We start from the raw sequence: 21,715 nt of genomic DNA, 5'->3' as shown, positions 1-21,715 counted from the left end.
CCGCATCGCATGGCGGTACGGATGGGGAAAGGAGAAGCAGATAAGGGTACCTCGGCGAGCATAAGGGTACGCTGCCGGAACGCGAGGGCAAGCCGGCAGCCTGCCTGCCGTGCAAAACCGGAACCCGGAATGAAACTTTCGGGGAGGCTCCGACGTATTTATAAACGAGCAAATACAATTCCGCATGAAATACGATTTCGATGAAATAGTCCCGCGCCGCGGGACGAACGCGATCAAATGGGATATGGATACCGATCCCGAGGTGCTGCCCATGTGGGTGGCCGACATGGACTTCCACACGGCACCCGCTGTCGCAGCCGCCTTGCAGCGGCGGGTGCAACACGACATTTTCGGGTATGCGACGGCTCCGAAAGCCTACTACGATGCGATTACGGGGTGGTTCCGCCGCCGCCACGGCTGGCAGATACGGCCGGAATGGGTGCTCCATACGACAGGCGTCATCCCCGCCCTGTCGGCCGTCATCAAGGCCCTGACGCAACCGGGCGACAAAGTCCTGATCCAGACGCCGGTCTACAACCATTTCTTCACCTCGATCCACAACAGCGGATGCCAGGCGGCCGAAAGCCCGCTGGTATACCGCGACAACACCTACACGATCGACTTCGACGACCTGGAGCGTAAAGCCGCCGACCCTGCCGTGAAGCTGATGCTGCTATGCAACCCGCACAACCCTGCCGGACGGGTCTGGACGCCCGCGGAGCTGCGCCGCATCGGGGAGCTGTGCCTGCGCCACGACGTCGTGGTCGTGGCTGACGAGATACACTGCGAGCTGGTGATGCCGGGATTTAGCTATACGCCGTTCGCCTCGCTCTGCGAGGAGTTCGAACGCAGCTCGGTGACCTGCACTTCGCCGAGCAAGGCATTCAACCTCGCGGGGTTGCAGGTCGCCAACATCTTCGCGGCGGATGCGGCCCTGAGGGCAAGGATCGGGCACTCGCTCCAGATCAACGAAACCGGGGAGATCGGCCCCCTGGCCATCGAAGCGCTGATCGCAGCCTACGACGAAGGCGCCGAATGGCTCGATACGCTCAACGAATACCTGCACGACAACTACCGCTTCCTGCGGGAGTATTTCGACCGCAACCTGCCGCAGTACCCGGTGCTGCCGCTGGAGGGAACATATCTGGTGTGGGTCGACTGTCGGGCATCGGGGCTTACGTCCGACGAGCTGGAGACGAAGCTGCTCGAAGAGGCGAAACTGCGCATAAACCCCGGGTCGATATACGGCGAGGCCGGCCGGGATTTCATCCGCCTGAACATCGCCTGCCCGCGGAAATTGCTGGCCGAGGGGCTCGACAGGTTGCGAAAGGTGCTAAAACGATAGTTTGAGAACTTCATTCCGGCATCGTGCATTCAAAAAAATACGCAACGGTGTCAAAACTTGTCATTACACCTTCCGACCTTTGCACCGACTAAACACAACTGTTATGGGACGGGCAAGAGAAAATTTCAACAGCGTCTATTTTAAGGACGAAACGGGCGCACAAATGTCGTTTGCAAACGGAAGCTATGCCAACAAGCTGCGCTTCATTTTCTGGAACCTGATGGACTCGCACGTGCTGAAATTGGAAGGGCCGGCATGCGATTTCACGATCGAGGCGTGGGCAAAACGCGCCTATCTGGTGCAGGAAGACCGCAGGACGCATGAAGTAAAACGCTATGAAATAATGAACTGCACATACCGAGAGCTATCCGGGAAAATATCGAAGAAACACTCCCCCGAAGAGACGCCGTCCTGTTAAAACAGCGTATGCTGCGTGCTGCGGAGGCTTTTTACCGGCCGCTCTTTCACCACATCGTCGTCGCAAAGATGCCCGATCATCAGCGGCGAGCGGGGATCGTGCCTGCGGCGGTTATACTCCGCCGTATCGTAATTGCCCCGGATGGCATAGCAATAGACACAGCCGTTCAGACAGCTTTCATAGGTGCCGATGTCGATGCTCTCGACGCAATTGCAGATATGGCGCTGGTTCGCATCCTTCTTCGCCGCGATCGGATAGCCCGCAATGCGTTCGACCAGCCCGCGGTCGATGCACATGCCGGCCGGGATGCCCAGGTGCCGAAGGTCGACCTTTGCGGTGCAGGTCTTCAATGCGATGGGCGTCGAGGCCGCCGTCCGGCGGAACGACACGGCCATCCGCCGGATTTCGTCCCGCTGCAGGGGCCCGATACCGAGCGCCCCGAGGACGCCGCGGATATGGCGGTAATGGTCGATGAAGCCCAGCATGCAGGTCGTCGTATGATCCCGCAGGGCATGGGCGATCCGGGCGAAGGCCTCGCAGTGGAAATCCACGTCGCAGGTCGCATTGGTGAGAATCGGGTCATAGCGCCACACCACCCTGTCGCGCCCTACCTGATCCGAGAGGCGTTTGAAGGTCTCGATCCGCCTTTCGAGCGGCGGCAGGTGCTTTTCCAGGTCGGCGCCGTAGGGATTGAGCGTATACTGGAAATAATAGTTGTAGCCCGACAACTCCCCGAGCCGCGGCAGCATCGGCGCCGGGTTCTTCGTCCAGAATACGATGCAGTCCACGACGTCGCGCCCGAGGCTGATGCGGCTGAGCGTCCTCGGGTCGAAGGGATTGGGCACAAGGAGGTAACCCTCCTGCAGGCGGTTGAAGAACCACGGCGCATAGAAAGCCGGAATATCCGTCCGGCGGCTGGCACTGATGATCATATCGGTAAAACGGGTTTTCCGTCGGTTCTATTTTGTCCGGGAGTAGGTTATCCGTATCCGGGAAGCCGTCCCCCGCGGCCGGAAGCGCGCCGCCTTTATCCGGAAGCCGCGATCCCCGGGCGGCAGCACGTCGCAGTGCGGCCTGGTCAGGCTTTCCGGCGGCCGCTGTGCAGGATGACGATCGTGACGGCTGCGACGATCAGCAGAATGCCCGCAGCGCCCTGCACCGTAAAGGGTTCGCCGAAGACCGCGACGCCGATGACCACGGCCGTAAGCGGTTCCAAGGCCCCGAAGACCGAGGTCAGCGTCGGCCCGATGCGTTTGATGGCCTGCACCAGCGTCATGTTCGACACGGCCGTGGCCGGAAGCGCCACCCCGAGGATGCAGAGCCACGCCGTGCCGTCCGTCTCGATGCGAATACCGCCCGTAACGAGGCCGCCGGCAATGAAATACAAAGCCCCCAGCCCCATCACGTAACAGGTCAGCACCGTGGAGTCGATCCCCACGGCACGGCTCTTGCGCACGCCAACGATATAACCGCCGTAAGAAACGACCGAAACGGCGGCCGAGACCATGCCCAGCGTGGTATTCCCCCGGGTGAAATCGACGTTGCCCAGCGAGAGGAGCACGGCGCCGACGATGGACATGCCGATGGCCGCAAAGACCCATACGGAGCCTTTTTCGCGGAAGAAGCACATCATGGCCAGGGCGACGGCCAGCGGATACATGAAATGGATGGTCGACGCGACACCGCTGGCGATATGCTGGTAGGCGATGACCAGGCTCAGCGACGTGGCGGCGCGGAAAAGGCTCAGGAAGAATACCGTCCGCAATTCCGGCCACGAGAGGCGGAAACTGCGCCCGGCGAACAGCGCCAGGGCACCGAGAAACAGCGACGCGACACCCCAACGGTAGGACAGCACCTCGAACGAAGAGTAGCCCAGGCCGAGCAGCAGCAGTGTGAAGAGCGGCGCCAGCCCGAAAGTCGACGACGACAGGGCCGCGTAGAGAATACCTTTGGCACGTTCCATAAAACCGGGATTTCAGGAGGCAAATGTAGGAAATATTGCCGGTTTACACGAAATTTTTTGCAATTTTGCAGCGACTATGGATAACAAGATGGACAACCAGGAAGAAATACGGCTCCGGCTCGTCCGCCCCGACACCTCGACCCGCACGGAACTTCCCGTGGCGACGAGCGGCGTCTCGGCGGGTTTTCCCTCGCCGGCCGACGACCACCTCGACCCGCCCCTCGACCTGAACCGGGAGCTGGTTCGCAATCCGGGTGCGACATTCTTCGCTCGGGTCGCGGGCGACAGCATGCAGGACGACGGCATCGCCGACGGCGACCTGCTGGTCGTGGACAAGTCGCTGGAGGCCTACGACGGCTGTGTCGCCGTATGTTTCCTCGACGGGGAATTCACCCTCAAACGCCTGCGGATGGGACAGGGCAAGATCGTCCTCATGCCCGCGAACAAGCGCTACAAACCGATCGAGATCGGCCAGGAAAGCGATTTTTCGGTATGGGGCGTGGTGACGTACGCCATCAAAAAGGTCTGAAGCGGCCGCGGGGAGGCCCAGTCTCTTCACGCCGAGCAATATCCCCGCGAGGGAACCACAACGCCCGAGGGGGGGGGCACGGACAACATGCAACACGAAAAAACGATGTACGGACTTTGCGACTGCAATAATTTCTTCGCCTCGTGCGAGCGGGTCTTCCGCCCCGAACTGGAGGGGCGGCCCGTCGTCGTGCTGTCGAACAACGACGGCTGCGTGATCGCGCGCTCGAACGAGGCCAAGGCGCTCGGCATCCGCATGGGACACCCCTATTTCCAGATCCGCGACCTCGAAAAAAGGCATAATGTAGCCGTCTTTTCGAGTAATTTCAACCTCTACGGCGACATGTCGCGGCGCGTGATCTGGACGCTCCGCCGCATGGTTCCCGCCGCCGAGGTGTACTCCATCGACGAGGCGTTCCTCGACTTGCGGGGCATCGAAACCGGACGACTGGAGGAGTTGGGACGGCACATCAGCCGCACGGTACGCCGCAATACGGGCATCCCCGTGAGCATCGGCATCGCCCCGACCAAAACGCTGGCCAAGATCGCGTCGAAACTCTGCAAGGAGTACCCCAAGTTGCAGGGCGCCTGCCTGATGTACCGTCCGCAGGACATCGAAAAGGTACTGCGCAAATTCCCGATAGAGGATGTCTGGGGCATCGGGCGCAAGCACCGGCGCATGTTGCAGGCCGCCAACGTACGTACGGCATGGAACTTCGTGCAGCGTCCCGAGGCATGGATACGCGGCCGCATGGGGGTCACGGGGCTGCGCACATGGAAAGAGCTTCAGGGCGAGGCGTGCATCGACTTCGAGAGCGCCCCGCCGGCCAAACAGCAGATCACCGTCTCGCGCAGCTTCGCGCACGAGCTGACCCAATACGAGGAGATACACACCTCGGTGGCGGCGTTCGCCTCGATGGCCGCCGAGAAACTGCGCCGCCAGCAAAGCCTCTGCGGCGAGGTGACGGTCTACATCCTCACCAACCGCCACCGCGAGGAGCTGCCCCAGTATTTCGAAAGCCAGACCGTGCGCCCCGTGGTGCCGACCGACGACACGCTGGAGCTGGTGCCGCTGGCGGCAAAGGCCCTGCAACGCATATTCCGCAAAGGCTACGGCTACAAGAAAGCCGGGATTACGCTTTCGGACATTTCGTCGCGCACGGGGTTGCAAACCGACCTGTTCGACCCCGTGGATCGTGCCAGGCACGCCCGGCTGATGGACGCCATGGATGCGACCAACCGCACCTACGGCCGCAACAGGGTCGTGGTGGCGGCACAGGGGTTCGCCCCGCTGAAAATGAACCGCCAGCACCTCTCGCAGGAATATACGACCGACTGGAAACAAATCATCACCGTAAAAGCAGACTGAAACGACCAGCCATGAATAGCAAGACCTATCCCCGCACGAACGACCGGCAGACGGTCTACCTGAACACGGTCATCGGCAATCCGATGATCGAGGTCGGGGACTACACGATCTACAACGATTTCGTGAACGACCCGACGCAATTCGAAAAGAACAACGTCCTGTACCACTACCCCGTCAACGGCGACCGGCTGGTGATCGGCAGGTTCTGTTCGATAGCGTGCGGCGCACGGTTCCTGTTCAACAGTGCCAACCACACGCTGGGTTCGCTGGCCAACTATACGTTTCCGCTCTTTTTCGAGGAGTGGGGACTGGACAGGAAGGATGTCGCCGCGGCGTGGGACAACAAAGGCGACATCGTAATCGGGAACGACGTATGGATCGGGTACGAAGCGGTTATCATGGCCGGTGTGAGGATCGGCGACGGCGCGGTGATCGCGGCACGGGCGGTCGTCACCAGGGATGTCCCGCCCTACACCATCGTCGGCGGCGTGCCGGCCAGGGTGATCCGCAGGCGTTTCGACGCGGACACCGTAGCCAGGTTGCAGGAGATGCGATGGTGGGACTGGCCCATCGGGAAAATCCGCGAAAATCTGCCCCACATCATGCGGGGCGAGATCGGGAAACTCACCGAAGAATAGGCTTTGCACGCGGCAACGGCCTAAAAAACAGCGACCTGTCCACAGCCGGAAGGCAGCCTGTCCACGGACGGAAGGCAACCAATCCACGGCCAAAAGGCAATCTGCCCACGGACGGAAGGCAATCTGTCCTCGGCCGGGAGTGTTTCGCCGCAGCGGTTTTTCAAAACCATTCGGCGCCGAGGCCCCGTATCGCCCCAGGCCGGGATTGCGCCCGGACGGCAAGACACCCCGCTGCAAGGCGGGGTGTCTTACAATCGTATCGGAATCGAAAATGCCCCGGCGGCGGGCGCTATGCGGCGGCAAGTCCGGGACAGGACAGAGGTGGAAACGGCAACAGGATGTCCGGGCATGAAAGGCCGGGCACAACGCGGCGGCGACACCCACCCCTACTCAAAACCGCTTGGTATAGGCGTGGCAGTAGGGCTGCGTACCCTTGCGCTCGTAGTATCGCTGGTGGTAATCCTCGGCGGGCCAGAAACGGCCCGCAGGGGTGACTTGCGTCACGACGTCGTAGCCTTTGCGCCGCAACTCGGCGATGAGCCTCTCGGCCGTCGCCTGCTGGGCGGGCGAGGTGTAGAATATCTCGGAACGGTACTGGTCGCCGAGGTCGGGGCCCTGCCCGTTTTCCTGGGTCGGGTCGTGGATTTCGAAGAACAGGCGTGCCAGCGTCTCGTAGGACACCTTTGCAGGATCGAATACCACACGTACGGCTTCGGCATGTCCCGTACGGTGGCTGCATACCTCTTCATAGGTGGGATTTTCGGTCGTGCCGCCGATGTAGCCCGACTCGACCTTCAGGACTCCGGGCACTTTCGAAAGCATATATTCCACGCCCCAGAAACAACCTCCGGCAAAGATCGCCGTCGCGCCACGCTCCGCGGCCTGCCCTGCGGGCGGCATCCCGTCCCCCGGCCGGGCGGCGGCCGACGTCGAGTCAGCCCCGGACGCCTGAGCGCCGGGACTCCCGAATTGGGTTCCGGGCTGCTGCGTCTGCTTTTCGGGCTGCGAGACAGCCCGGCCTTCGGATTCCGGGGAGGAAGCCGCGGGTTTTACAGCCGTTTCGGCCCCGGCGGAAGCTTCCCCTTCGGGTTCGAACACGAGCGAGACGGAGTTGACGCAGTGGCGCGTATTTTTGGGCGTAAAGCCTTCGCCCGTAAAGACATGCCCCAGGTGTCCGCCGCAGCGGGCACAGGTGATTTCGGTACGCCGGCCGTCGGCATCCGTCGTGCGCCTCACGGCACCGGGGATTTCGTCGTCGAAACTCGGCCAGCCGCACCCGGCGTCGAACTTGTCCTGCGAACGGTACAACGGCGCACCGCACTGGCGGCAACGGTAAACCCCCTCTCCGCGATGCTTGTAATAACGGCCCGAAAAAGGCGCTTCGGTACCCTTGTCGACGATCACACGTCTTTCTTCCGGTGTCAACGGCTTCATATCCTGTGCTTTTACGGCCCCGGCAAGCGCCAGGCCAATGATCAGAACCAACAATCTCATACGGCCCACCCCGTCAAATATTACGCCACGACCTCCTCGCCGCGCAGGAATATGCGGCTGATAAGCGGCGTGGTATAGGCATAGGGCAAGAACGCCACCGAAGGCATCGGCACCGTGAGGAAAAAATTGGCGACCTTGCCGACCGTGACGGAGCCGTAGTCGCGGCTAAGCCCCATGGCGTAGGCCCCGTTGAGCGTCGCGGCATTGATGGCCTCGGCAGGGGTCATCCGCATACGGATGCATGCCAGCGAGACGACCATGCGCATGTTGCCCGAGGGCGACGAACCGGGATTGTAGTCCGAAGCCAGCGCCACGCCCAGCCCGGCATTTATCATTTCACGGGCTGGCGGATAGCTCATCCCGAGGAAGAATGCCGCGCCGGGCAGCATCGTCGGCGAGGTCACCGTGCCGTGCAGGGCGCCGATCTCGGGCCCGCCCATGCGTTCGAGGTGGTCGACCGACAGGGCGTCGTACTCCACGCCCACCTGCACGCCGCCCGAGACGGCGAGTTCGTTGGCGTGGATCTTGGCGCGCATGCCCAGCTTGCGCCCGGCCTTCATGATGCGTGCCGTCTGCTCCACGGTGAAGAACCCTTCGTCGCAGAACACGTCGACGAAATCGGCCAGTCCTTCGGCCGCCACCGCAGGCAGCATTTCGTTGCAGACCAGGTCGACATACTCCTCCTGCCGTCCGACGTAGGCGCGCGGCACGGCATGCGCCCCGAGGAACGTGGCGCGCACGGCCAGCGGCGCCGTCTCGCGGATGCGCCGGATGACGCGCAGCATCTTCAGCTCGTCGGCCGTAGTCAGCCCGTAGCCGCTCTTGATCTCCACGGCACCCGTCCCCATGGCGGCGATCTCGCGGATACGCCCCATCGCCTGGCGGTAGAGTTCCTCTTCGGAAGTGCGGTGCAGCAGGTCGGCGGAATTGAGGATGCCCCCGCCGCGGCGTGCGATCTGCTCGTAAGTCAGGCCGTTGATCTTGTCGAGGAACTCCTGTTCGCGGCTCCCGGCATAGACCAGGTGCGTATGCGAATCGCAGAACGACGGGAAAAGCATCCCGCCCCCGGCGTCGACCACCTCGTCCGCGGCCATTTCGCCCAGCGAATCCATGCTCCCGAAGGCTGCGATACGCCCGTCGTCGGCCAGCAGCCAGGCATCGTCGAATGTCTCCAGCCGATCCATCTCCCCGCCGCACAGGCGGAGGCGGCCGGCGGTCTCGATCCCGACGATCGTACCGATGTTCTTTACCAGCAGTCTCATAGTGCCCGGAGGAATTGGATGGAGGATTCGATATGGGGGTACATCACCGAGTCGTTGTCGATGAACGGCACCCGCTTGCGGTACTCGGCGACCATCTGTTCGATCGTCGCGGAGGAACGCGCCGGGCGGCGGAAATCGAGCGCCTGCGCGGCATTGAACAGCTCGATGGCCAGCACGCGCTCGGTGTTGAGCACCACGCGGTAAAGTTTGGTGGCGGCGTTGGAACCCATGCTCACATGGTCTTCCTGCCCCTGCGACGAGGGGATCGAGTCGACCGAGGCGGGCATGCACAGCCCTTTGGACTGGCTGACGATCGACGCCGCGGTGTATTGCGGGATCATGAAGCCGCTGTTCAGCCCCGGGTTGGCAACCAGGAACTTCGGAAGTTCCCGGGCGCCCGAAATCAGTTTATAGGTGCGCCGCTCGGAGATGTTGCCCAGCTCGGCGAGGGCTATGGCGAGGAAATCCATCGCCAGCGCGATGGGCTGGCCGTGGAAATTCCCCGCCGAGACGACCATGTCCTCGTCGGGGAAGACCGTCGGGTTGTCGGTGGTGCTGTTGATCTCGGTCGTCAGCACGCTTTCAACATAGTCGATGGTGTCCTTCGAAGCCCCGTGCACCTGGGGGATGCAGCGGAACGAATAGGGATCCTGTACGTGTTTCTTGGGACGTGCGGCCAGCTGGCTGCCTTCCAACAGGCGCCGGATGTTGCGTGCCGTGGCGAGCTGTCCCCGGTGGGCGCGGATCAGGTGCACCTCGTCGCAGAAAGGCTCGATGCGCCCGTCGAAAGCGTCGAGCGACAGCGCCCCGATACGGTCGGCCCACTCGTTCAGGCGGCGGGACTGGATCAAAGCCCAGACGCCGTAGGCGCTCATGAACTGCGTGCCGTTGAGCAGCGCCAGCCCCTCCTTGGACTGGAGCTCGATCGGCTGCCATCCCCGCTCGGAGAGCACGCCGGCAGCCGGGCGCACAGCCCCCTTGTATTCCACTTCGCCCAGCCCCAGCAGCGGCAGGCTCATGTGCGCCAGCGGCGCCAGGTCGCCCGATGCGCCCAGCGAACCCTGCTGGTAGACCACGGGCAGGACGTCGTTGTTGAAAAAGTCGATCAGCCGCTCCACGGTCGCAAGCTGCACGCCCGAATGGCCGTAGGATAGCGACTGGATCTTGAGCAGCAGGATCAGCTTCACGACCTCGGAAGGCACCCGCTCGCCGGTACCGCAGGCATGCGACATCACGAGGTTCTTCTGCAACTGCGCCAGCTCGTCGTAGCCCACCGAAATGTCGCACAGCGAACCGAATCCGGTGGTGATGCCGTAGACCGGCCGCTCGGGGTTTTCCATCTTGCGGTCGAGGTATTCGCGGCAGCGGACGATGCGAGTCCGGGCATCGTCGCTCAGTGCCAGGGGAAGGTGCCGTTCGAGGATTTCACGGATGCGGGCAAGGGAAAGGTGCTCCGCGGAGATATGGTGATGTTCCATGTGAAGTGATAGGGATTTATTCGTTTTCTTTCAATATATTACGTATCAATTCCTCATCGGCGACATTGGGCAGCGTGACCTGCAGGCCGGGGGTGCGTTCCATCTCGCGGCGGATGGCCGACATGGCACCCTCGTTGCGCGCCCAGCTGCGGCGGGCGATGCCGTTGTTGACATCCCACAGCAGCATCTCCCGGATGTGGCGGTCGGCATCTTCCGAGCCGTCGACCACCATGCCGAAGCCGCCGTTGATGACCTCGCCCCAGCCTACGCCGCCGCCATTGTGGATCGACACCCACGTGGCGCCGCGGAACGAGTCGCCGATGACGTTCTGCACGGCCATGTCGGCCGTGAGGTTCGAGCCGTCGTAGATGTTCGACGTCTCGCGGTAGGGCGAGTCGGTGCCCGACACGTCGTGGTGGTCGCGGCCCAGCACGACGGGGGCCGAGAGACGCCCGTCGGCCACAGCCCGGTTGAAGGCCTGTGCGATCCGTGTGCGCCCCTCGCTGTCGGCATAGAGGATACGCGCCTGCGAACCGACGACCAGCCGGTTACGGCCGGCCTCGCGGATCCAGTGGATGTTGTCGTCGAGCTGCCCGGCGATCTCGGCAGGCGCCGTGGCGCGAATCTCCTCCAATACTTCGGCGGCGAGGCGGTCGGTGAGCTCGAGGTCTTCGGGGCGGCCCGAGGTGCAGACCCAGCGGAACGGGCCGAAGCCGTAGTCGAAGAACATCGGCCCCATGATGTCCTGCACATAGGAGGGATAACGGAAACGGCCGCCCTCGCCCATCACGGCAGCCCCGGCGCGCGAGGCTTCCAGCAGGAAGGCGTTGCCATAGTCGAAGAAATACATCCCCCGCGCGGTGAGTTTGTTGATGGCGTCGACCTGGCGGCGCAGCGACTCCTGCACGCACTCGCGGAAGCGGGCGGGCTCCTCGGCCATCATCTTGTTCGAAGCCTCGTAGCTTACGTCCACGGGGTAGTAGCCGCCCGCCCAGGGGTTGTGGAGCGAGGTCTGGTCGGAACCCAGGTCTACGGCAATCTCCTCGGCCGCCAGCCTTTCCCAAAGGTCGACGACGTTGCCCACATAGGCCATCGAGACCACCTCGCGGGCACGGCAGGCCTCGCGGATGCGGGGAACCAGGGCGTCGAGCGAATCGTACATCTCGTCGACCCATCCCTGCTCGTAGCGTTTCTGCGCCGCCTTGGGGTTAATTTCGGCGATGACGCTCACCACGCCCGAGATATTGCCCGCCTTGGGCTGCGCCCCGGACATGCCGCCCAGCCCCGAGGAGACGAAAAGCATTCCCCGGGCATCCTTGCGGCCGCCGGAGAAACGCTTGCGCGCGGCGTTCATCACCGTGATGGTGGTGCCGTGGACGATCCCCTGCGGGCCGATATACATATAGGAGCCGGCCGTCATCTGGCCGTACTGCGACACCCCGAGGGCGTTCATGCGCTCCCAGTCGTCGGGCTTCGAATAGTTGGGGATCACCATGCCGTTGGTCACCACGACGCGCGGGGCATCGGGATGCGACGGAAACAACCCCAGCGGGTGCCCCGAGTACATCACCAGCGTCTGGCGGTCGGTCATCTCCGACAGGTACTTCATCGTCAGGCGGTACTGCGCCCAGTTCTGGAACACGGCGCCGTTGCCGCCGTAGGTGATCAGCTCGTGGGGATGCTGCGCCACGGCCTTGTCCAGGTTGTTCTGGATCATCAGCATCACAGCCGCGGCCTGGCGGCAGCGGCAGGGATATTCGTCGATCGGCCGCGCATACATCTCGTAGTCGGGACGCAGGCGGTACATGTAGATGCGCCCGTATTTGCGCAGCTCCTCGGCAAACTCCCTGGCCAGCGTGGCGTGGTGCTTCGCGGGGAAATAACGCAGTGCGTTCCGGATCGCCAGCACCTCCTCCTCGGGCGTGAGTATCCCCTTGCGCTTGGGCGCGTGGTTGATCTGTTTGTCATAGGGTTTAGCGGCGGGCAGCCGGTCGGGAATGCCCGCGCGGATGTCATTCTGGAACTCTTGCAGTGTCATATCGCTCAGATTTTACTTGCTACTATCTCCAACACCTCGCGCTCGGCCCGTTCGGCCTCGGCCGCAAGGCGGTCGGCTTCGGCCACGAGCGCATCGGCCGCGGCACGGTCTTTCAGCCCGGCGGCATTGATCCGGACATTGAGGCCTGCGCCCAGCACGGCGCTGCGGGCGGCCAGCGCCCCGACGCCCGCGTCGGACACCGAGTTGGGGTTGCCGACGGCTGCCATGGCACGCACGATTTCGAAAACCCCGAAGGCCGTCTTCATCGTCCGCAGGGGCACCTGCGTCGCATAGAGCGTCGCCTCCTGCAGGGCCGCGCTGCGGGCGGCCTTCTCCTCGTCCGTCGACTTGGGCATGGCGAAGACGGCCATGATGCGGTTGAACGCCGCCGTATCCTCGTCCACGAGGTGCAGCAACTCCCCGAGCAACGCCTGTCCCCGGTCGGCCCAATCGGAAAACTCCTCCCAGCGGTCGTCCCACCCCGCCTTATGCGACGAGAGGTTGGCGACCATCGTGCCGAGGGCTGCGCCCAGCGCTCCCATGTAGGCCGCGATCGAACCGCCGCCCGGTGCCGGAGATTCGCTCGCAGTCTCTTCGGCAAACCCCTTGCAGGTCATGTCGATAAGCCGTTTTTGCTTATCCTCCGCTTCAAGCAGATATTCGATTACTTTCTCGGCGGGGTCGAAAGGTTTGAGGTCATCCAACCCCATCGACCTGACGGCGATACGAACGATCTCCTGCTCGGCGATACCCGTCGAACGGCGTTGTTTGCGCAGGAAATATTTCCCGGCCTCGATGAGCGCACGTTTGGGGACGAGCCCGACGATTTCGGTGCCCGTGACGCGCACGCCGCGGGCGTCGGCCTTGCGGCACACCTCGTCGAAGGCCACGTGGAGCGGCGTGGTGGCGATGTCGGTGATGTTCATCGACACCTGTGCGATGCCGTATTCCTCGATGAACCAACCGATAGCCTTCGTGGCCGGAAGTGTGCCGGGCTGCATGACGGGATTGCCGGCGGCATCCTTTACGACCTTGCCCGTGACGGGGTTGCCCTCGCGCACGGGGCGCCCCTTCTCGCGCACGTCGAACGCAATGGCGTTGGCGCGGCGCGTGGAGGTGGTATTGAGGTTGAAATTCACGGCGATCAGGAAATCGCGCGCACCGACGGTCGTGGCACCCGTGCGGGCTACCCCGTCGTCGAACGGCCGCGCCCCGAAATCGGGGGCCGTCTCCTTGTGCGCCAGTTTCTCGGGCAACGCCTCGTACTCCCCGGCACGGCAGACCGCAAGGTTACGCCGCTCGGGGGTGAAGGCCGCGGCCTCGTAGCAATAGGTCGGGACATGCAGTTCAGCGGCGATGCGTTCGGCCAGTTTGCGGGCCAGCTCGGCGCACTCGGCGAGTGTGATGCCGCAAATCGGGATCAGCGGCAGCACGTCGGTAGCCCCCATGCGCGGGTGCGCCCCCTTGTGACGGCGCATGTCGATCAGCTCGGCAGCCCTCTTCACCCCCGCAAAGGCGGCTTCGACGACCGCTTCGGGCGAGCCGACGAACGTGACGACAGTCCGGTTGGTCGCCTCGCCGGGATCCACGTCCAGCAGCTTGACGCCCCCGGAGGATTCGATGGCCGATGTGATCTGGCGGATTATTGCCTTGTCGCGCCCCTCGCTGAAATTAGGGACGCACTCCACGATACGCTTTTCCATAGGTAATGAGGTTAGATTTATACTTTCAAAGATAAAGAAAATCCGGGAGAAATACGAAAAAATCGTAACGAAAAAAGCCACTCCGGATTCTGAAACAGCAGTTTCCGGGGTTTTTCGCAGGAGAGGCGGGCACGGAGCCGGAAATTCCCGCAGGGAGAAAAAGCGAGCGGCGGGTCACGCGGTGCAGGAAAACGGGGGGGGGAAAGGAGGGGAAGATTTCGGAAAGAACAGGGAAATCGGAAAGATTGGGGAAATCGGGAGGTACGGGAAGCCCCCCTCGAAGATGGTGCGCTATCCTGCACCCCATTTCCCCGGCTGTCCACCCTGCAGGGAGAAGAGAAAGCCCCGCCCCGAAAAACCCGCTGGCGCAGGGAGCGGGCCGGAATAACCTCCCCAAAACCGCTGCCCGTCCGGCGAGAAGCCCGAAGAAACGCTGCGCACGACCGGCAGCCAAACGACAAAAAAGCCCGCCGCGCAAGCAGGCAGCGGGATAAGGCAACGGATATTGCCCGTCATTCGGGACGAGCGGCAGCCCCGCCGCAGAAAAGCCCATAGCCGCAGGGAGCGGGCCGGAATACCCTCCCCGAAACCGCTGCCCGTCCGGCGAAAGCCCCGAAGAAACGCTGCGCACGGCTGGCGGCCAACCGGCAAAAAAAAGCCCGCCGCGCGAGGCGACGGGCCGGAATGCAGCCGGAAGGGAGCGTATCAGTGGCCGATGGTCAGCGCCACGCCCGCCGTGACCCACGCCCCGGGCAGCGGGATGCCGCCCAGGTCGCAGTAGCGGGAATCGGTGATGTTCGTCGCATCGACATAAAGCCGGCAGATGCCTTTCTCCCACTGGAGGCGGCCGTCGAGCAGAAAATAAGGCTCGTAATCGCGCACCTCGGAGAGGGACGGGTCGCCCGGCACGGGATAGTGCGTGTAGCTGCCGTTGCGGTCGTAGACCGACGCCGTGAGTGCCAGCGACATGCGGCGCAGGAAATGCACCTCGACGGCCAGCGCCGCCTTGTGGCGCATGTAATCCATCGCCCCCCTGGCGATGATGTCGCTGTTGCGGTCGGTGGTAATATAACCGTAGGAAAGCGTCACGCGGCGCAGAAAGCCGTCGGCGACCGTATAACCGCCCGAAAGCTCAATGCCGTAGGTGTCGAGGCGGCTGGTCTGCTCGGAGTGCCACTTGTCGCCCATATCCTCACGCCACACCCAGTCGATGATGTCGCGGCCGGCACGGTAGTAGGTCTGCAGCGACAACCTCCAGCTGTTCTTCACATAACCGGCATCAAACAGATAAGTGACAGCCCTTTCCGGCGTCAGGTCAAGGTTGTTGATCTGTGCCGGGGAAGTATAGTAAAGGTCGGTGAAGGTCGGCAGGCGCATCGACTGGAACGCCCCGATGCCGAGGTGCAGCCCCGCGGCGGGCGTATAGCCGCCCGAGAGGCTCCACAACGCCGAAGTGCCGTAGGGCGTGAGGCTGATGCCCGCAGAAGCCGCGAGGTCGAACCGCCGCCACTGTTTGGCATGGCGCAGCCAGAGGTTGCCCGTACTGCGCGCCTTGGCGTGCGTATAGCGGCCGTGCGGCCGGGAGAGCGCCTCGCCGAGATTGGTGCTGTAAATGTGGTTGAAGGCATAATCGCCGCCGAGCGAGGTCGTACCCGCCCGCCAGTCGTAATCCGCCCACAGCCGGGCACCGACGTTGTCGGTATTGTGGCGGTTCATCGCCGTGCCGCGCGTCCAGTCGTAACGGTCGAAATTCTTGCGGTAGCTCGCCGAAGCGCCGAACGAGAAGCGCCCGGCCTGTTTCAACCAGCGCAGCGACGCCAATGCCGTGGAGGTCGCCTCCCACTGGTCGGGGTTATAGGCCGCATAGAAGCCGTTGGAACCGAACGTGCGGTTCTGGTAACCGGCCTGCAGGTCGAAGAACCCGGCGCGTGAAGCCTCGTAGGTCGCACGCACGAAAGCGTTGTAATTGGCGAAATCGGTATTGTGGCGGTAGCCGTCGCTGCGACGGTATGAACCGGCGGCGAGCAGCGAGAAACGGCCCGAAGTCACGGCGCCCGAAAGGTTCGCATAGGCGTAGCCGTGCTGGCCGCCGGCGCCCTCGAAACGCAGGTAGGTGGGTTTCAGGGGCGCCGTGCGGATATTCACCGCCCCGGCAAAGGCCCCGACGCCCGGCACGCCGTCCAACAGGTCGACGGCCGAAATGCAGTCGATGTCGACGGGCAGCGAATGGGACTGGTGCCCGGTGCGGGCATCGGTGAAGTCGATGCCGTTGAGAAGTACCATGGTCTGGTCGAAAGAGCCCCCACGGATGAAGATGTCGGCCTGCATGCCCTTGCCCCCGCGTTCGCGGATATCGACCGAAGGTGCGAGGCGCAGGGCGGACTCCAGGGTCTGGACGGGCGCTGCGGCCTGTGCTTTCCGGTCGAAAAGCGGGGTTTGCGACTGTACGCTGCGCGTCGGGGCAGACTGGCTGCCCGAAATGCCGACCTCGTCGATCCTCAGCGTTTTGAGGACGGCGGCCGTATCGGCATCGTGCGCAGACGCATGTTGCGTCGCGAGCAAGAGGATCGACATCGTCACGGCGAGGACTCCGATGGTTACATGGCGGTGCAGGCTCGCAAAGGCTGCCCAGCCCTTGCGGCTCCAACGCCTGAAGCAGGGAGTCTGCTTGGTTCGGATGTTTTTCATCTTGAATTTGTTGGGTTAATAATAAAAAAATCGGAGCTCCCGGTGAGAGGCCCGGCTGCGCGCCGCCCTCCGGAAACCGCTGCAAAGATAATAGTTTCCGGCAGTATTCCGGCCTTTGCGGCCGTTTTCTTTCCCGGCACCGGAAAATGCACCGGCACATGCGGCAGGCAGCGGACAGGGACAGTGTCCCGCCCGGAATACAGGGTCGGGGCAGGGAAACGTACAGGAACACGCGCAAGCGTCGTGAAACGGGCAGGAAAGCGGATTGGAGGCGGGCAAGACGGGGCACTCGGAATACAGGACTATACCGGGGCAGACCAGGACTCGCGCCGGCGCCGTGAAACGGGCGAGGCAGCGGACGGGAAACGGGGCCAAAGTACGGAGCTGCCGCCCCCTTGCCGCGGGGCGGCATCCGGGACGCGACGGCCCGAAAAAAAGATCCGGCCGGAGCCGGATCGTATCGGGGATCAGTTGAAGAGCGCCTCGACTTTGGCGACCACGTCGTCCGTGTCGGGTTCGAGCGGGAATACATGGCTGGGCCTGAGGTACCAGAGCTCCTTGCCCTCCTTGAAATGCTCCTCGCCGCCGCCCGTGACGTTAAGCATGACGGTGGCATCCTTTTCGACCTTGCCCGCGGCGACGGCGTTGATGAGCGAAGCCAGTGCTACGCCCGCCGCAGAGTAGATGTCCACGCCCTCCAGTTCGTGGAAAAGCTTGCGCGCCTTGCGCGCCATGGCGTTCGTCGAGACGAAGAACTCTCCGCCCGTGGCTTTCAGCGCATCGTAAAGCCCGCCGGTGATGCCGTAGGGCGGGCGGCGGTTGGAGAGCACCTTGGCGTCGATGATCTCCGCATCGCGGCGCGCCTTGTCGTCCTCGTAGGGCAGCATCTTGCGCGAATCGGCCTGCCATGCGTCGTACATCGGCACGAACGGCGCATTCTGCGACACCATGAGTTTCATGGTATTCGTCCCGAAGCGGCCGTCCCCGATCAGGCGCATGTTGGCCTCCCAGGCGGCAATGGCGCCCGTACCGCTGCCCACGGCCTGGAAATAGTAGTCGGGGATGCGGCCGATGGTCGTCACGGCCGAAAGTACCGTCGTGGCCATGCCGTCGCGGCGGGCGATGTTCTTCGCGCCGCCTTCGGCATAGAACCCGGGGCCCTTGAGGGCGAGGTCGCTCAGGTGGATGGCGTCGAAATAGTCGCCGCCCGCCGCACACGAGATGAGTTTCACGCAGGGGTCGAGCGGATGCTCGAACCACAGCGCCCCGATATTGTCGTAGGGCACCGACAGGAGCAGCTTGATATTGTTGTCGGAACACACCTTGGCGAAGGCGCGGGCCGTATTGCCCGCCGAGGCGACCACAAGGACGCGATCCTCGTGTTCGGCGGCACGCCCGCAGACCGAATAAGCCTCGGTCTCCTTGAACGAACAGGTAGACATCGTGGCGCCGATGGCCGGATAGTAACCGTTGAACGTGATCCAGAGGTTTTCCAGCCCGAGGTGGGCGGCAAGCCCCTTGCTTTTGTAGGTGACGGGCGCCGAGGAGCCCTTGAGGATACGCCGCACGGGCATCCAGTCGCAGAACCGGTAAAGACCGTATTCGGCGGGTTTCACTTCGAGCTGCCTGCGGGCATATTTCGCGCGGATGAGCGAGGGCGTCTTGCACTGCGGATCGGAGAGCATCCAGCCCGTGTCCTCGAACTCACGCCCCGTAGCGACACATTCGAGCGTGTAGGAGGTAGGTGTAAAATCTTTCATTTATATGCGTTTGTGTAATTTACGACATGCGGTTGCGGAAATCCTCGTAGCCGAATTCGCGGATGACGTCCGTGCGCCCGTCGCGGCGGGCGATGACGATCGAGGGGTGCGCCACGCCGTTGAACATCGTGGTCTTGACCATCGTATAGTGGATCATATCTTCGAAGACGATGCGCTCGCCGACTTTCAGTTCGTGGTCGAAGGCCCAGTCGCCGCAGTAGTCGCCGGCAAGGCAGCTCGTGCCGCCCATGCGCCAGCGTTTCTCCCCTTCGGCGGGTTCGTGCGCCCCGACGATGGCCGGTTTATAGGGCATTTCGAGACAGTCGGGCATATGGCAGGCGAACGACACGTCGAGCATCGCCGTATGCACGCCGGCATTTTCGACGATGTCCTCGACCGTCGAGACGAGGCAGCCCGTCCTCCAGGTGAAGGCGCTGCCCGGTTCGAGGATCAGCCGCAGGCGGGGATGGCGGGACTTGAAATCGCGCAGCAGGGCGATCAGCTCGTCGCAGTCGTATTCGGCGTGGGTCATCAGGTGCCCGCCGCCCATGTTGAGCCACCCGATCCGGTCGAGGTATTGCCCGAAATGCTTTTCGACGGCTTCCAGCGCCAGCTTCAGGTGGTGCGGGCGCGACTCGCACAACACGTGGAAGTGCAGCCCGTCGATCCCGGCGGGAAGATCGTTCAGTTCATCGGCCGTAACGCCGAGGCGCGAGCCGGGGACACAAGGGTTATAAAGGTCGGTCTCCACGGGCGAATACTGCGGGTTGATGCGCAGGCCGCACGAAATGCCGCGCAACAGCGCCATCGGCCCGAAGCGCTCGAACTGCGCGACCGAGTTGAAGGTGATATGGTCGCTGCAACGGAGTATCTCATCGATATTGCGGTCGGTATAGACGGGAGCGTAGGTGTGCGCAGGCTTGCCGTACTCCTCGAATACAAGCCTCGCTTCGGCGGCGGAACTCGCCGTGGCACCGTCGGAATGGCGTGCCAGCTCGGGGAAAATGCTCCACATGGCGCAGGCCTTCAGGGCTACGATAATTTCGGCGCCCGACTCGCGGCGCACGCGGTCGATCACGGCCAGATTGCGATCCAGCAACGTCTCGTCGAGGACGTAGCACGGAGAAGGCAGCTTCAAGAAGTCAATCATCGAAATGTTTTCAATTGGATTCGATCCCTCGTCCCCTCCGCCCGGAAACGGTGCTGCCCGGCACGGCGGAGACGCTCAAAACGATGCAAAAATAGCAAATTACCGGCTAAACCATGACGCCCCGAGGGGGAATTTCGGCGAAATAGGTATTTATACTTACCGTCTTGCGGCCTGCGGCTGAAAGACACGGCAGAAGTACAGGCGGGAAATGCGGCGGACGGGGTCAAGAAACGGCCTGCGCGATGGCGGCAGGAAGGCACAGAAACGATGTTCTGTCTTGCCGGAACCGGGAAGCGGCGGCAGCGAGATGACAAGCGCGGCGGACGGGGTCAAGAAACGGCCTGCGCGATGGCGACCGGAAGGCACAGAAACGATGTTCTGTCTTGCCGGAACCGGGAGGCGGCGACAGCGAGATGACAAACGCGGCGGACGACAAGACACTGGCGTCGAACGTGAAAAGAGGCGGCGGAAGCGGCAGGCAAGTAAAACGAGGCGGCGGAAGCGGCAGGCAAGTAAAACGAGGCGGCAGCCGGTAAATCAGGGCGGCCAACGGGGCGGAGGCGGAAATGCAGGGCAAAAAAAGGCGGCGGCAGGGAATCTGCCGCCGCAAGGGACACTGCCCCGCCCTGTTTATTGGGCGATGCAGATGCTCACACGGTTCTGTTCGACCCCGGGGAAAGGCTGGACGGTGTCGCCCCTACCCTCGGCAGCGATGCGATCGGCAGCGATGCCGGCCTGTTCCAATGCCGCTGCGACGCCCGCGGCACGCTGCCGCGAGAGTTTCAGGTTGAGGGCGTGCGAACCCGTAGCGGCATCGGCATAGCCGACAATCTCGATCCGGGCGGAAGGATTGGCCTTCAGGTACTCGGCAAGCGCCGCGACCTTCGCCTGTTCGGAGGTGCGGATCTGCGCCGAACCGATACGGAAGAAGATATTTTCACGCAGTGCTGCCGGCTTCTCGGCGGCCTTCGTCACCGGAACCTGCACGGGAGCGGGCTCCTGCACGGCAGGTTCCTCCTTTTGGGCGGGCTCGGTAGTCCGGGCGGGGGTTACGGGCGCAGCGGCGACTGCCGGACGCGATTTCTTATAGTTCTTGCCGAAGCGGAAGGTGAACCCGACCAGCGCATTGAACTGCCAGTCGAGGTTCCCGGCCTTCTTCGAGTTGTATTTGTCGGAAAGCATGTTGGTATTCAGTTCCACGCCGAACGACACGCAGTCCGAAAAGCGGAAATCGACGCCCAGCCCCAGGCGTCCGGCCACGAAGACCTTGCTACCCGACCACACGTTCTGGAGCGTATAGCCCTGGTCGTCGAGGGCGTTGGCTTCGTCGTTGCCGAACGCCCCGTTCACGCCCACACCCGCGAACAGGTAAGGATTGACCGTGCGGCGGTAGTTGAACTTGCCGAACAGGTTGGCCAGGTCGAGCGTCACATCGACGTTGCCCTGCAAATATTTATACTGGTAGACCGACTCGGGCGAGACCCAGGCGCCTTTGCTCTGCCAGCCGCTCAGGCCGAAGCGCAGGCCCCACGCGGGCGAGAACCGGTGCCCGGCGTAAAGCGCCACCGCCGGGGATACCAGCTTGCCGAAATCCACTTCGCCGAGCGTATAGGCGGCACCCGCCTGTACCTGCATGAACCAATGGCGTTTGAACTCCACTTTCTCTTTTTCCTCCGCAGGAGCAGCGGACAGGGATGTCGAGCACATCGCAAGTGCGGCGACGGCACATAGGATACATTTCATTTTCATACTATTCAAATGGGTTAATTGACGCCCAAATATAATAAAAATGTATCATATATAATACAACAAAGGGTACAAGTTTCACGTTGCGACCGAAAATACGGCATAATAAGACCGGAAAAAGGGGATCGGCCATGA

Annotated in this window: 16 protein-coding genes; 5 read left to right on the top strand and 11 right to left on the bottom strand. The window is 62.9% G+C overall.

Features of this window, described 5'->3' with window-relative positions; genetic code table 11:
- Positions 1-184: 184 nt before the first annotated feature.
- Positions 185-1,345 carry a MalY/PatB family protein gene (locus tag NQ559_RS14625; protein ID WP_018696063.1) on the top strand — a complete coding sequence of 387 codons (1,161 nt, stop codon included), beginning with the start codon at positions 185-187 and terminating at the stop codon, positions 1,343-1,345.
- Positions 1,346-1,448: 103 nt separating this feature from the next.
- Positions 1,449-1,763, top strand: coding sequence for a hypothetical protein (locus NQ559_RS14620; protein ID WP_018696064.1), 315 nt, complete (start codon positions 1,449-1,451; stop codon positions 1,761-1,763).
- On the opposite strand, the gene NQ559_RS14615 is transcribed toward NQ559_RS14620, so the two are convergent.
- Positions 1,760-2,695 carry a DUF1848 domain-containing protein gene (locus tag NQ559_RS14615; protein ID WP_018696065.1) on the bottom strand — a complete coding sequence of 312 codons (936 nt, stop codon included), beginning with the start codon at positions 2,693-2,695 and terminating at the stop codon, positions 1,760-1,762. The genes NQ559_RS14620 and NQ559_RS14615 overlap by 4 nt on opposite strands.
- 146 nt (positions 2,696-2,841) lie before the next feature.
- Complete coding sequence (locus NQ559_RS14610; protein ID WP_018696066.1) at positions 2,842-3,726, bottom strand: DMT family transporter; 885 nt, start codon at positions 3,724-3,726, stop codon at positions 2,842-2,844.
- Positions 3,727-3,802: 76 nt separating this feature from the next.
- Between NQ559_RS14610 and NQ559_RS14605 the strand changes: the two genes are divergently transcribed.
- The 3 genes from NQ559_RS14605 to NQ559_RS14595 all read left to right on the top strand — a co-directional run bounded on the left by NQ559_RS14605 (position 3,803) and on the right by NQ559_RS14595 (position 6,261).
- Positions 3,803-4,255 carry a LexA family protein gene (locus NQ559_RS14605; RefSeq protein ID WP_018696067.1) on the top strand — a complete coding sequence of 151 codons (453 nt, stop codon included), beginning with the start codon at positions 3,803-3,805 and terminating at the stop codon, positions 4,253-4,255.
- A gap of 105 nt (positions 4,256-4,360) precedes the next feature.
- A complete protein-coding gene (locus NQ559_RS14600; protein ID WP_018696068.1) occupies positions 4,361-5,623 on the top strand; it encodes a Y-family DNA polymerase in 1,263 nt (420 codons plus the stop codon).
- Between the two features lie 11 nt (positions 5,624-5,634).
- Positions 5,635-6,261 carry a CatB-related O-acetyltransferase gene (locus NQ559_RS14595; RefSeq protein WP_018696069.1) on the top strand — a complete coding sequence of 209 codons (627 nt, stop codon included), beginning with the start codon at positions 5,635-5,637 and terminating at the stop codon, positions 6,259-6,261.
- Between the two features lie 390 nt (positions 6,262-6,651).
- Here the strand turns inward: NQ559_RS14595 and NQ559_RS14590 are convergent, their stop codons facing one another.
- The 9 genes from NQ559_RS14590 to NQ559_RS14550 all read right to left on the bottom strand — a co-directional run bounded on the left by NQ559_RS14590 (position 6,652) and on the right by NQ559_RS14550 (position 21,583).
- The gene (locus tag NQ559_RS14590; protein WP_018696070.1) at positions 6,652-7,695 is read right to left on the bottom strand and encodes a bifunctional methionine sulfoxide reductase B/A protein; all 1,044 of its coding nucleotides are present in this window, start codon (positions 7,693-7,695) and stop codon (positions 6,652-6,654) included.
- Between the two features lie 80 nt (positions 7,696-7,775).
- Positions 7,776-9,017: an imidazolonepropionase gene (gene hutI, locus NQ559_RS14585; protein ID WP_018696071.1), complete on the bottom strand. Its 1,242-nt coding sequence runs from the start codon at positions 9,015-9,017 to the stop codon at positions 7,776-7,778.
- Complete coding sequence (gene hutH / locus NQ559_RS14580; protein ID WP_018696072.1) at positions 9,014-10,495, bottom strand: histidine ammonia-lyase; 1,482 nt, start codon at positions 10,493-10,495, stop codon at positions 9,014-9,016. The genes hutI and hutH overlap by 4 nt, the downstream gene beginning before the upstream one ends.
- Positions 10,496-10,511: 16 nt before the next feature.
- A complete protein-coding gene (gene hutU, locus NQ559_RS14575) occupies positions 10,512-12,533 on the bottom strand; it encodes a urocanate hydratase (RefSeq protein ID WP_018696073.1) in 2,022 nt (673 codons plus the stop codon).
- A 5-nt stretch (positions 12,534-12,538) separates the two neighbouring features.
- Complete coding sequence (gene ftcD, locus NQ559_RS14570; RefSeq protein WP_018696074.1) at positions 12,539-14,236, bottom strand: glutamate formimidoyltransferase; 1,698 nt, start codon at positions 14,234-14,236, stop codon at positions 12,539-12,541.
- A 705-nt stretch (positions 14,237-14,941) separates the two neighbouring features.
- Positions 14,942-16,924: a TonB-dependent receptor gene (locus NQ559_RS14565; protein WP_018696076.1), complete on the bottom strand. Its 1,983-nt coding sequence runs from the start codon at positions 16,922-16,924 to the stop codon at positions 14,942-14,944.
- 467 nt (positions 16,925-17,391) lie between these two features.
- The gene (locus NQ559_RS14560) at positions 17,392-18,684 is read right to left on the bottom strand and encodes a cysteate synthase (RefSeq protein WP_018696077.1); all 1,293 of its coding nucleotides are present in this window, start codon (positions 18,682-18,684) and stop codon (positions 17,392-17,394) included.
- 19 nt (positions 18,685-18,703) lie between these two features.
- Positions 18,704-19,834 (bottom strand): carboxynorspermidine decarboxylase, encoded by a 1,131-nt coding sequence (gene nspC, locus NQ559_RS14555; protein ID WP_018696078.1) that lies wholly within the window; start codon positions 19,832-19,834, stop codon positions 18,704-18,706.
- 630 nt (positions 19,835-20,464) lie between these two features.
- Positions 20,465-21,583: an OmpA family protein gene (locus tag NQ559_RS14550; protein WP_026318398.1), complete on the bottom strand. Its 1,119-nt coding sequence runs from the start codon at positions 21,581-21,583 to the stop codon at positions 20,465-20,467.
- Positions 21,584-21,715: the final 132 nt, after the last annotated feature.

Source organism: Alistipes onderdonkii, assembly GCF_025145285.1.
GTDB lineage: Bacteria > Bacteroidota > Bacteroidia > Bacteroidales > Rikenellaceae > Alistipes > Alistipes onderdonkii.
The sequence above is the reverse complement of the archived record's forward strand: the minus strand, read 5'-3'. Positions and strand labels throughout refer to the sequence as shown.